Below are 11,446 nucleotides of genomic sequence, written 5' to 3'. Positions count from 1 at the left end.
GCTCCGCCGACGGCACTCCGGTGCACCTGTGGACCTGCCTGGGCGCCGCCAACCAGAGGTGGATCCTGCCGTGACCGCGGTGGGCGGGGGCGGCCGGCGGTAGCCGCCGCCACCCGCCCGCCGCGATGCCGCCGGGCAGGAAGGGGCTCCGGTCGACGTTGTGCCGGGGCCCCTTCCTTACCGGTCGGGGCGGCCCTAGAGTGGGGGCGGCGACCGTACGCGGTGGCCGGTGACCCGGCGGGAGGCGCAACCCGCTGGGCCCAGGCGCTCCTTCGCGCCCACCGGCGCCCCGCCACGTCCGCCACGCACCGGCCCGGCCGGTCGCCTCGCCCCGGTCCCGCACGCGGAATCCCCCATCACCTAGGGGAGTAGGACAATGGCGCGACCCATCACGCTCTTCACCGGCCAGTGGGCCGATCTTCCGTTCGACGAGGTCTGCCGGCTCGCCTCCGAGTGGGGCTACGACGGGCTGGAGATCGCCTGCTGGGGGGACCACTTCGAGGTCGACAGGGCGCTCGCCGACGACTCGTACGTCGACCGGAAGCGGGAGACCCTGGCGAAGCACAACCTGAAGGTCTTCGCCATCTCCAACCACCTGGTCGGCCAGGCCGTCTGCGACCACCCGATCGACGAGCGGCACCAGGACATCGTGCCCGCCCGGATCTGGGGCGACGGCGAGCCCGAGGGGGTCCGCCAGCGGGCCGCCGAGGAGATCAAGGACACCGCCCGGGCGGCGGCGAAGCTGGGCGTGGACACCGTCGTCGGGTTCACCGGCTCGTCGATCTGGCACACCCTGGCGATGTTCCCGCCGGTGCCGCCGGCCATGATCGAGCGCGGCTACCAGGACTTCGCCGACCGGTGGAACCCGATCCTCGACGTCTTCGACGAGGTGGGGGTCCGGTTCGCCCACGAGGTCCACCCCAGCGAGATCGCGTACGACTACTGGACGACCAAGCGGGCCCTGGAGGCGATCGGGCACCGGCCCGCGTTCGGGCTGAACTGGGACCCGTCGCACTTCGTCTGGCAGGAGCTGGATCCGGTGAACTTCATCCTCGACTTCGCCGACCGGATCTACCACGTCGACTGCAAGGACGCGAAGGTGCGCACCGGCGACGGCCGGCGCGGCCGGCTCGCCTCCCACCTGCCCTGGGCGGATCTGCGCCGAGGCTGGGACTTCGTCTCCACCGGCCACGGCGACGTGCCGTGGGAGGACTGCTTCCGCGCGCTCAACGCCATCGGGTACGCCGGCCCCCTCTCCATCGAGTGGGAGGACGCCGGGATGGACCGCCTCGTCGGGGCACCCGAGGCGCTCCAGTTCGTCCGCAGGCTGGCCTTCGACGCCCCGACCGCCGCGTTCGACGCGGCGTTCAGCAGCAGCCGGGACTGAGCCGTCCGCGCGTCGGCCGGGCCCGGCGGGCCCGGCCGACGCGGCGTGGCGTCACGGGGCGGCGAAGACGTTGTCGCTGATCAGCCGGGCCGCGCCCACCATGGCGGCGGAGTCGTCCAGGTCGGACAGGACGATCGGCAGGCTGCCGGTGGCCAGCGGGGGCGACCGGCGATACACCACCGAGCGGATCTCCGCGAGCATGGTCGGCCCGACGCCCGACGCCGCCCCGCCGATGATCACGATTCCCGGGTTGACGAAGTTGACCAGCCCGACCAGGACACGGCCGAGCCGGCGGGCGGCGTCGCGGATCAGGGCCTGCGCGGCGGCGTCCCCCGCCACGGCCGCCTTCCCCACGTCGGCCACGGTGAGCGTGCCGGTCCCGGCCGACCGGGCGGCCAGCGCCGCCGAGCGGCCGGCCCCGACCGCCGCCAGCGCCTCCCGGACCAGGGCGTCGTCCGAGCAGTACGCCTCCAGGCAGCCGTTCTCGCCGCACGCGCAGCGCGGCCCGTCATCGGCCAGCCGCAGGTGGCCGATGGCGCCCGCGCCGCTGGTGGCGCCCCGGTGCAGCGTCCCGCCGAGCACCAGGCCGCAGCCGACGGCGGTGCCCAGCTTGAGGTAGAGGAAGTCGTCGAAGGCGCGACCGGTGCCGGTGTGCTGCTCGCCGAGGGCCAGCACGTTCGCGTCGTTGTCGACCAGCACCGGGCAGCCCAGCTCGGCGGCGAGCGCGTCGCGGACGCCGTACCCGTGCCAGCCGGGCAGGGCCGGCGGGGAGACCGGCGCGCCCTCGCGGAAGGCGACCGGGGCCGGCAGCGCCACACCCACCCCGGTCAGCGGGCCGACCCCCAGCTCGGCGCGGAGCTTGCCGAGCAGTTCCAGCGCCCGGGCGAGGGTGGGCTCGGGCCCGAGCCGAACGTCGACCGGCTCCCGGCGCCGGGCCAGGACGTTGAGCTCGCCGTCGGTCAGTGCGACGTCGACCTGCGCGGGGCCGACGGCGATGCCGGCGAAGCGGACCCGGGCGGCGACGCGCAGCAGCGAGGAGCGGCGGCCGCCCCGGGACGCGGCCGGGCCGGCGGTCTCCACCAGCCCCTGGGCGACCAGGCGGCCGACCTCGGCGACGAGCCGGGTCCGGGACAGGCCCACCGCATCGCCCAGCTCGACCCGGGACCGGGGGCCGTCGTCACGGAGCAATCGGAGCAGCCGCGCCTGGTCCGGATTCTCCGGGCCGACACACGTCATCGTGACCACCTCCCTCCCGCAGATCCTCCCTCCTCGTCCGCCCGGCCGCGGCCCGCCGGGGCGGTAGCGAGTGGAAGGTCACCCCCGGCCCGGGGTGGGCCCGGCCGCCGGTGCTCCCGCATCCCGCGACAGCAGACGGGCCGGTCACCCGAAGGCGACCGGCCCGTCGTCGTACGGTCGGTCAGGGCGTGCTGCCGTTGCTCCCCGTGCCCGAGGGCTTGGGGCGGGCAGCGGTGCTCGGGGTCGGCGCCGTCGAGCCGGTGCCGGACGGGCTGTTGCCCGCCTTGGCGCCGACCGTGGCCGGCGTGCCGGCGAACGGCTTGTCGGCGGCGGTCAGCCCCTGCGTGCCGGTGCCGTTGGTGCCCAGCTTCTCGCCCAGCTTGGACTGGCTGAGCTTGTCCTTGCCCTCGCTGTAGAGCCGGTTGGCCTGGGCCTGCGCGACCCCGGCCGCCTCCTGGACGGTCGGGTGGTCGAGCACCTTGCGGCCCCGGACGACGAGCTCCTCGTACTTCTCCCGGCCGGCACGGGCGCCCAGGACGAATCCCGCAGCCAGCCCGCCAAGAAACATGATCTTTCCGCGCATGGCGGCTCCTTCCGTACCTGACGCGCCGTCGCCTCCTCGGGGCGGACCCCGCGGCGGCGACCGTCTCGCGCCTGCATCCTCTGTCGGCAGCTAACTACCCATCCTCCTCCGCGCTCAAGCCTGGTTGTGCCGGGATGGCGAATTGTCTGTTTGTGGCCGCCGCCCGCCGCCCTCCGGGCGAGTCGGCCCGGGGTGGTAACCCCCTGGACCAAACCCCCCTGGAATCCTGTACTCTTGTGCCGTCGCCGGGCACCGGAGAGGTCCGGGCCAGGGCGACAAGCGATCCCCCGTAGCTCAATTGGCAGAGCAGCCGGCTGTTAACCGGCAGGTTTTTGGTTCGAGTCCAAACGGGGGAGCCAATCTCCACCCATGCCCGTCACCCACCGACGGGCATCTCTACTTCCCCCCACCCCCCACCCCACCCAGTGCGGTGATCAAGGGGTTTGCGTCGGGCGGGCGCCGAAACCAGACGTAGACCTCTTGATCATCGGCGGGAGGGTGGGCGGTTTCGGCCCGCCTCGGCGGTACGGCCGGCAGGATGGTGGGGTTGGCCTCCGTGGGTCAACGTCAAGGGGTGGTGGGTGGATGGCCGGGAGGCGGGCCGGCACGGCCACGCTGATCGCGGTGCTGGTCGTGATCGGGTGGCTCGTGGTGGGCGGCGTCGCCGGGCCGTACGCCGGGAAGTTGGGGGACGTCGCCACCAACGACAACGCCTCCTTCCTGCCCGCCGACGCCGAGGCGACCCGGGCCCAGGACCTCGCCGCCGGCTTCGTCGACCGGCAGACCACCCCGGCGTTGGTCGTCTACGAGCGCACCTCCGGCATCACCGAGGCCGACCGGCAGCGGGCCGCCGCCGACGCCGCCCGGTTCGCCCAGGTACGCGGCGTCGTCGCGCCGATCCCGCCGCCCGTCCCCAGCCAGGACGGCCAGGCCCTCCAGGTGGTCGTGCCGATCGACGAAGCCGAGGGCGAGCAGATCGGGCAGGTGGTCGACGAGCTGCGCGCCGTCGCCGGCGCCGACCGGGACGGCCTCACCGTGGACGTCGCCGGCCCCGCCGGCCTGCTCGCCGACCTGATCGAGGTCTTCTCCGCCATCGACGGGCCGCTGCTGCTGGTCACCCTCGTCGTGGTGCTGGTCATCCTGCTGATCGTCTACCGCAGCCCGGTGCTGTGGGTCTTCCCGCTGCTCGCCGCCGGGATGTCGTACTCGCTGGCCGCGGTCTTCGTCTACCTGCTCGCCGACCACGATGTGATCAAGCTGAACGGGCAGGCCCAGGGCATCCTCACCGTGCTCGTCTTCGGCGCCGGCACCGACTACGCCCTGCTGCTGATCGCCCGGTACCGGGAGGAACTGCACCGGCACGACCGCCCCTGGGCCGCGATGCGCACCGCCTGGAAGGGCGCCGCCCCGGCCATCATCGCCTCCGGCGGCACGGTCATCGTCAGCCTGCTCTGCCTCCTGCTGTCCAGTCTCAACTCCAACCGGGCGCTCGGCCCGGTCGCCGCCGTCGGCATCGCCGCCACCCTGCTGGTCATGCTCACCTTCCTGCCCGCCCTGCTGGTGCTCGGCGGGCGCTGGGCGTTCTGGCCCCGTCGCCCCCCGGCCGACCGGGCGGACCCGCAGGCCGAGCACGGCGTCTGGGCCCGGGTCGCCGGCTTCGTGGCCCGCCGGGCCCGGGTGGTCTGGCTGGCCACCGCCGCCGTCCTGGCCCTGTTGACCATCGGCCTCACCCAGCTCGGGGTCACCACCCTCGGCCAGACCGACCTGTTCACCAACCGCACGGAATCGGTCGCCGGCCAGGAGGCCGTCGCCCGGCACTACCCGGCCGGCACGGGCAGCCCCGCCACCATCTTCACCGGCGAGGAGACCGCCCAGCGGGTCGCCCAGGTGGCCCAGGGGGTGCCCGGCGTCGCCGCCGTCCGCCCGGTCACCCGGCGCGACCAGGCCGGGCCGCCCGATCCGAACGCCCCGCCGAAGGTGGTCGACGGCCGGGTCCAGCTGGAGGCCACCCTCGCCGACCCGCCGGACAGCAAACGCGCCGACCGGACGATCCGTGACCTGCGGGCGGCCGTGCACGCAGTGCCCGGATCCGGGTCGGTGGTCGGCGGCTTCACCGCGATCAACGTGGACACCTCCGACGCGTCCGCCCGGGACCGGAACGTGATCATCCCGGTGGTGCTGCTGGTGATCGCGGTCATCCTGGCCCTGCTGCTGCGCGCCCTGCTCGCCCCCGTGCTGCTCATCGCGACCGTGGTGCTGTCGTTCCTCGCCACGCTCGGGCTCTGTGCGCTGATCTTCCGGCACCTGCTCCACTTCCCCGGGGTGGACCAGTCGTTCCCGCTGTTCGCGTTCGTCTTCCTGGTCGCCCTCGGCATCGACTACAACATCTTCCTGATGAGCCGGGTCCGCGAGGAGTCGGTGAAGCGGGGCACCCGGCCCGGCGTGCTCGCCGGCCTCGCCGTCACCGGCGGCGTGATCACCTCCGCCGGCATCGTGCTCGCCGCGACGTTCTCCGCGCTCGCCGTGCTGCCGTTGGTCGTCCTCGTCGAGCTGGGCGTCGCCGTCGCCGTCGGGGTGCTGCTCGACACCATCGTCGTCCGCTCGCTGCTGGTGCCCGCCCTGTCGTACGACATCGGGCCGGGAATCTGGTGGCCCAGCCGGCTGGGCCGCGCGAACCGGCAGGCGCGCCATGCCCGCTGAGACCGTCGTCGTCGTCGCCGGCGGTGGCCTGGCCGGGCTGGCCGCGGCCCGGCGGCTGCACCACGCCGGGGAGCACCGGGACCGCCTCCTTGTCCAGGATGCGCTGGCCAGCGGGTGGCGCACTCCGGGGCGGTTCCCGCCGAGCTGCGCGCCCGGGGCTGAGCCCTTCGTGGGGGCTGCGTGCTGTTATCCTCGCGTAGCCCAGCGTGGATCACCGGTGGGTCGTCCGGCGGGCGGATAGGGCTGTTTCGCGGTGGCCGTTGATCCACCGCGCGGGTTACGATCCGGCGCGGTAGCGGGGCGGTAGCTCAGCGGGTTAGAGCAGGGGACTCATAATCCCTCGGTCACGGGTTCGAGTCCCGTCCGCCCCACCAGCGCAAACGCTAGATCGCCGATCTTCGCGTGGTGCTACTCGTGGTGCGAGCGAGCCACGGTCTGTCCCCATGGGGACAGCGAACGGGCGTGCGAAGCGGCAACGAGGCGAGATCGAGGAGCTGCCCAGCGGCTCACTCAGGGCGAAGGTCTACGCGGGTCTTGACCCCATCACGAAGAAGCGGCGCTACCTGACGGAGACGATTCCGCCCGGCCCGACGGCCCGGAAGGAAGCGGAGAAGGCGCGTACGCGCGTCCTCCGACCAGCTACTTGACCGGTGGCTTGAAGTGCTCGACGTCGAAGCGTCGACCCGGCAGGGGTACGTCAAGAAGCTGAACAAGCACGTACGGCCGTTGCTCGGCAAGCTGCCGGTTGGACGCCGAGACGCTGGAGTCGTTCTACGCCGTGCTGCGGAAGTGCCGGGACCACTGTGGAGGCGCGCGGAAGGCCATCGAGCACCGGAAGGCAGGGCCGCACGACTGCACCGACAAGTGCCGTCCGCACGAGTGTAAGCCGCTCGCCCCGGCCTCGATCCGGCAGATTCACTGGACCCTGTCCGGCGCACTGAACCGGGCCGTCCGATGGCGCTGGATCGCGGTCAACCCAACAGATCAAGCGGAGAAGCCCGGGATGCCTCAGCCCAACCCGCACCTGCCCACGGCGCCCGAAGCGGCGCGACCCCTGGCGACCGGGTCGAGCCGGCAGCAGGTCCTAGACATAGGCAGCCTGTCCTCCGTCGGCTCTTGGTGCTTCATCGGCTGACGATGTCACCACGAGCCGCCGGAGGGACACGGAGGCGTTGCACTAGAAGCGGGCAACCGCGTATGGAAGTATTGGCGGGCCGCTGGGGTAGCGGGTGAGCCGAAGGAGTGCGATGCGCGATAGCGATATCCGTCAGGCGCTAACGGCTCGTCTCGCAACAAAGTACGACTCGCAGCCTGATACTCAGATCCGGCATGAATTAGGCCTCTGTGCTGGCCGAACTCGAGTGGATGTGGCTGTTATTAACGGTCACATCTCTGGTTTTGAGATTAAAAGCGACCAGGACAATTTGACCCGGCTAGAGGCTCAGGTCGAATTGTATAGTCGAGTCCTGGACCGAGCTTCGTTGGTGACGACGGGCCGGTATCTGGACCAAGCTGCCGAAATGGTCCCCCCTTGGTGGGGGGTGTGGCTTGCGCTCCCTGGCAAGCGTGCGGTCCGGCTTCGGAATGTACGCCGGGGCAGGCATAATCCAAGCCCCGATCCCTTTTCCGTCGCTCAATTGCTTTGGCGGGATGAAGCGCTGGCCCTTCTGCGTGAGCGCGGCAACCACCGCGGCCTGTCCAAGGCGCCGAGATGGTTCGTATGGGAACGCCTCGCTGAGACCCTAGAGTTGGAAGAGTTGCGGGCGGAGGTGCGGCGCGTGCTCAGGACGCGAGAGGATTGGCCAACTCGCTCATGACGTGAGCGAGGTGATGGGAGGTTCCCCATGCTCGCCACTGTGTGGCGTTTCCCGGCCCAGGCTGGTGTCTGGCGCATCGCGCGAGCTCGCTGTCGCCCCATGAGAAGTCGGAGCCCTCGGTCGGCCAATGCTCGGACGCCACTAGCGCTTGGCACAGGTCATAGAAGCTGTCGTTGCCGCCGGTCTGATGACGAGCCCAACGGTAGATCCACCAATTGCCGCTCGCTGTATACCGGAGGCTGGGCAAAGGGCCGCGGGCCCCAGTCCCTGGCGGAGTTGGATGCGCGATAGCGTAATCGCCAAATTCCGGGCCGCGATCGGCTAGCTTCTCCCAGAGCTTCCAATCCCATCTCGTTAGAGGGGTCGCTTCGTTGCGCGGGAGGCTTGTAAGGCTGGACGGCATAGCGCCTGAGGCGACCACGATCGACGCCCATCCTTGGTTGCCCAGTGAATCAAGGACGTTCCTTGCGACCTGCTCTGCTCGGCTGACGTCCCTTTCGGATGAAACCTCGGCCATGTCCACCACCAAGTGGCATCGTTCGAGACTGATTCGAGCGATTGACAGAGCTCTGGATAGCCGAGATGAATCGGCGACAGGGTCGGGATCTGTGGTAAGGCTGCCGAGGCGCACGATAGCTGTTTCGCCGTGGAGGCGAGCAGCCTCACCGCACGCGGATAACTGTTCGTCTGGGTCGTGGAGGCGGATGACCGGTGCGATAGGGACGCCCCACTGTGCCAGGTCGCTAGCGATCTCCGTGATCAACGGTCGACCGTCATCGTTGACTCTGACGTAGGTGGTGTCTACTCCGAGGACCAGGCCAGCTGGCACCGCCTCGCGGACCTGACGCACGAACTTGAGGCCGCTCTTGGTTGGACTGTCGTCCGAGGGGGAGAGCTCGAACAGGGGATGGATGCGGCTCACCTCGTGGTCCCGAAGTTGCCCCAGCGCTTTGAACTCACCTGCGCGCGCCTTGAGTACGGGCCAGTATTGAGCCATAGCCGCCCCCTGTGGGTCTCGCCGGTAGCGCCTTCGGCTACTGAGGGTATCTGAAGGAATTCTATATGTAACGAGTTGACATTGCCTATCGCAGGTGTTTCAAAGGCTTGTGCAGCATGGCCTATAAGCGCCTATTGCGATATTTGCGGCTTCTGTCGACTTTGCTGCCTGGCTCTATCGTTTCAGTGTGGCGTGGGACATTCAGATCAGTGCGGCGTGGGACATTCAGCTAGGCGACGTGCTCGTTCGGCGACAGCTTCATCAGCGGGTGGGCGGCTCCTGGCAGGGTGGCATCACGCGGCCGGCCAATAGCTCGGACGTACTTCTCTTTTCGTCCCCGGCCGGCGCTCGCTTCGGGTACGACTTTGATGGGTGGCGGCCTGATGGGGCGTTCCACTACACGGGTGAGGGTCAGGTCGGCGATCAGACCTTCGTGCGCGGCAACGCAGCAGTGAGGGATCACCTTGACCGCGGTCTGCGGCTTCGATTCTTCGGCGAGGTCAAGCGTTCTGTCGTGCGCTACCTGGGCGAGTTCCGGGTTGATCCGGAGCGCCCCTGGTACGCGGAAGAAGCAAGGGATCGGCTGGGGGACCTGCGGAAGGTCATCGTGTTCCGGCTCTTGCCCGTCGATGCCGAGGTGCCCGAGCTCGATGCGGCGAGCGCAGGTAAGCCGATGGTGCGAGATGTTCCGATGGAGGCGCACCGTGCCGAGGCTTTCCAGGTAGAGCCCAAACGTGAACCGACAGCCGCTGAGCGGCGTGAGGCTGACCTTGTGGATCGATACGTAGGGGTCGTGACAGCGGAAGGCGGCACCACGACGCGCAAGGAGATCAAGCTTCCCGACCTTGGCAGGGCTCTCTACACCGATCTCTTCGATGGAGGCCGAGCTGAGCTGGTTGAGGCGAAGAGCTCCGCGGCTCGTCACCACGTGCGTCTGGCTCTCGGCCAGTTGCTGGATTACGCGCGCTACGTCGAGCACAACTCAAGGGCTGTCCTGCTTCCGTCCCACCCGGGCTCGGACCTCGTCGCTCTGCTGCACAGCGTCAACGTCGCCTGCATCTACGAACAGGAGGGCGGCGGCTTCATCCGCCTAGATCCGTAGGCCAACCGTGGTGCGGCTCGTGGTGCGAAGTCGTGCATCACTGCGTGACTGGAGTGATCCGTAGTGGGCCAGTCTGACAGTCAGGTGACCTCGTGAGGTGTCGGTCATAGAGCCGAAAGCCACTCATAATCCCTCGGTCACGGGTTCGAGTCCCGTCCGCCCCACCAGCACAAACACCCTCTCGAAGATCATTCCCGGTGCCCTCTGGGCCCCACCCGGAAGCCACCGACGGTGAGCCGCGTATACGAGACGACGGCGTAGTAGCGGTGCCTCAGATGCGGTGGTGCTCGTACCCGCCGCGTGCTTGCTGGGAAAGCGAGGGCGGGATGAAAACCATCCCGCCCTAGGTGAACGGCCGTCGTGGGCCGGTGGACGACAGATCAGATAGCGGGTGTCTCGTCCCCGGGGGTCACCGGGACCGTGCGGCGGCGCCGGGCGAGGAGCAACATGATGCCGCCACCGGCCATCATGGCGAGACCGGTTGCGGCGATCAGCCCGGCCTGCGGCCCGGTGATCGGCAGACCACCCCCGCCACCGCTGCCGCCGTCACCGTCGCCGTCCCCGCCGCCGCCGCTCGCGGCGACCATGACGGCGAACCCGTCCTGGTTGTCGCTGTCGTCCACATCGGCTGCGCGGATGGCGACGGCGTTCGCCGGAAGTTCGGTGCGCTCCGGGCCGGAGCGGACATTTGTTTGCTCGGTGAGGCCCTCGACCTGCACGGTCCCGCCCTTCAACGTGGCGGGTGCCTTGGTGGAGGCCGACACCGTCACCAGGCTGTGCAACTCGACGGCGGAGTAGATGCTGTCGTTCGGGTCGGTGTCCTGGCCGGCCGGTACGAGCGCGAGCGTGTCGTAGGTGCACACCGCTGACCGTCCGTCGTTGCCGACCGCGCACTCCTTCGGCGGTTGGGTGAACGTCACACCCTTGGGCAGGTGCAGCGTTGCCTTGACGCCGCTGACGGCCTTGCGTCCCTGGTTGGCGACCCGGTACCGCACTGCGCCCGTCTCGCCCGGCTTCAACGTACCGATCGGTTCGAGCCTGCCGTCCGTGCCGACGCGCGCCGACTGTTTCACGTCCGGTGCCACCACCGACAGGTCGGCTTCGGGGTCGTCGACCAACTTGAGGGTGAACCATTTGCTGGCACTGCGTGCCCTGTCCTCGCCCCAGGCCATGCCAGCCTCGACGAGGAACCTGCCTTCGTAGGGTTCCTTCTTCTCGTAGACCTGAATGTCGATGGGAAGATCCACCGTCGCGCCGGGTGCCGGCAGTAGCTCCGGAAGCAGGCTCGATTCGATACGGCAGTACCAACCCGCGTGGTCGCCGTCGCACTCGCCGGAGCCACCACCCTCCGGCCAGATGAGTGCGGCCTTGCTCGACCAGTCCAGCTCGACGGGGCGGACGTAGAAAGTGACCTCGGTCGGGGTCTTGTCGGTCAGGTTGGTGAGTCTCAGGTGGACCCTCTTTCTGTCGACCCCCAGCGGAATTGTCGTACCGGTCAGATCGAACGTGAATTTCGCATCCGGATCCGCTGCCGAGGCGGGACTGGCGGGGGTGGCCATCCCGGCGAGGAGGAGCAGCGCGGCGGCGGCTGTACGCGGCAACCATCGATGACCAATGGCCATAG

General features: G+C 69.7%; 8 protein-coding genes and 2 tRNA genes. 6 read left to right on the top strand and 4 right to left on the bottom strand.

Annotated elements, in window-relative coordinates:
• The first annotated feature begins 376 nt into the window (after positions 1-376).
• Entirely contained in the window at positions 377-1,387 is a 1,011-nt protein-coding gene (locus C5N14_RS25595) for a sugar phosphate isomerase/epimerase (protein WP_117671467.1), read from the top strand.
• A gap of 51 nt (positions 1,388-1,438) precedes the next feature.
• On the opposite strand, the gene C5N14_RS25590 is transcribed toward C5N14_RS25595, so the two are convergent.
• Together C5N14_RS25590 and C5N14_RS25585 are read right to left on the bottom strand one after the other, a co-directional pair.
• Positions 1,439-2,623: an ROK family transcriptional regulator gene (locus C5N14_RS25590; protein WP_117671489.1), complete on the bottom strand. Its 1,185-nt coding sequence runs from the start codon at positions 2,621-2,623 to the stop codon at positions 1,439-1,441.
• A 181-nt stretch (positions 2,624-2,804) separates the two neighbouring features.
• Positions 2,805-3,206, bottom strand: coding sequence for a hypothetical protein (locus tag C5N14_RS25585; protein ID WP_117671465.1), 402 nt, complete (start codon positions 3,204-3,206; stop codon positions 2,805-2,807).
• A gap of 283 nt (positions 3,207-3,489) precedes the next feature.
• Between C5N14_RS25585 and C5N14_RS25580 the strand changes: the two genes are divergently transcribed.
• The 4 genes from C5N14_RS25580 to C5N14_RS34295 all read left to right on the top strand — a co-directional run bounded on the left by C5N14_RS25580 (position 3,490) and on the right by C5N14_RS34295 (position 7,723).
• Positions 3,490-3,565: transfer RNA gene (locus C5N14_RS25580), tRNA-Asn, on the top strand.
• A 226-nt stretch (positions 3,566-3,791) separates the two neighbouring features.
• Positions 3,792-5,906, top strand: a complete 2,115-nt coding sequence (locus tag C5N14_RS25575) for an MMPL family transporter (protein WP_117671463.1) — start codon at positions 3,792-3,794, stop codon at positions 5,904-5,906.
• Positions 5,907-6,203: 297 nt separating this feature from the next.
• Positions 6,204-6,280, top strand: a tRNA-Ile gene (locus tag C5N14_RS25565).
• Between the two features lie 873 nt (positions 6,281-7,153).
• Positions 7,154-7,723 carry a sce7726 family protein gene (locus tag C5N14_RS34295; RefSeq protein ID WP_117671455.1) on the top strand — a complete coding sequence of 190 codons (570 nt, stop codon included), beginning with the start codon at positions 7,154-7,156 and terminating at the stop codon, positions 7,721-7,723.
• Here the strand turns inward: C5N14_RS34295 and C5N14_RS34290 are convergent.
• Positions 7,689-8,720, bottom strand: coding sequence for a beta family protein (locus C5N14_RS34290; protein ID WP_117671453.1), 1,032 nt, complete (start codon positions 8,718-8,720; stop codon positions 7,689-7,691). The two genes, C5N14_RS34295 and C5N14_RS34290, sit on opposite strands and share 35 nt — an antisense overlap.
• 187 nt (positions 8,721-8,907) lie before the next feature.
• On the opposite strand from C5N14_RS34290, the gene C5N14_RS25540 reads away from it, so the two are divergent.
• Positions 8,908-9,822 carry a hypothetical protein gene (locus tag C5N14_RS25540; protein WP_243640024.1) on the top strand — a complete coding sequence of 305 codons (915 nt, stop codon included), beginning with the start codon at positions 8,908-8,910 and terminating at the stop codon, positions 9,820-9,822.
• A gap of 380 nt (positions 9,823-10,202) precedes the next feature.
• On the opposite strand, the gene C5N14_RS25535 is transcribed toward C5N14_RS25540, so the two are convergent.
• A complete protein-coding gene (locus tag C5N14_RS25535) occupies positions 10,203-11,444 on the bottom strand; it encodes a hypothetical protein (RefSeq protein ID WP_128763660.1) in 1,242 nt (413 codons plus the stop codon).
• Between the last annotated feature and the right edge of the window lie 2 nt (positions 11,445-11,446).

This window comes from Micromonospora sp. MW-13, from assembly GCF_003434305.1.
GTDB lineage: Bacteria > Actinomycetota > Actinomycetes > Mycobacteriales > Micromonosporaceae > Micromonospora.
The sequence above is the reverse complement of the archived record's forward strand: the minus strand, read 5'-3'. Positions and strand labels throughout refer to the sequence as shown.

What these genes read in the sequence shown, in the direction of transcription:
- C5N14_RS25595 (WP_117671467.1), top strand. Translation starts at nt 377, where the DNA reads ATGGCGCGACCCATCACGCTCTTCACCGGCCAGTGGGCCGATCTTCCG.
- C5N14_RS25590 (WP_117671489.1), bottom strand. Translation starts at nt 2,623, where the DNA reads ATGACGTGTGTCGGCCCGGAGAATCCGGACCAGGCGCGGCTGCTCCGA.
- C5N14_RS25585 (WP_117671465.1), bottom strand. Translation starts at nt 3,206, where the DNA reads ATGCGCGGAAAGATCATGTTTCTTGGCGGGCTGGCTGCGGGATTCGTC.
- C5N14_RS25575 (WP_117671463.1), top strand. Translation starts at nt 3,792, where the DNA reads ATGGCCGGGAGGCGGGCCGGCACGGCCACGCTGATCGCGGTGCTGGTC.
- C5N14_RS34295 (WP_117671455.1), top strand. Translation starts at nt 7,154, where the DNA reads ATGCGCGATAGCGATATCCGTCAGGCGCTAACGGCTCGTCTCGCAACA.
- C5N14_RS34290 (WP_117671453.1), bottom strand. Translation starts at nt 8,720, where the DNA reads ATGGCTCAATACTGGCCCGTACTCAAGGCGCGCGCAGGTGAGTTCAAA.
- C5N14_RS25535 (WP_128763660.1), bottom strand. Translation starts at nt 11,444, where the DNA reads ATGGCCATTGGTCATCGATGGTTGCCGCGTACAGCCGCCGCCGCGCTG.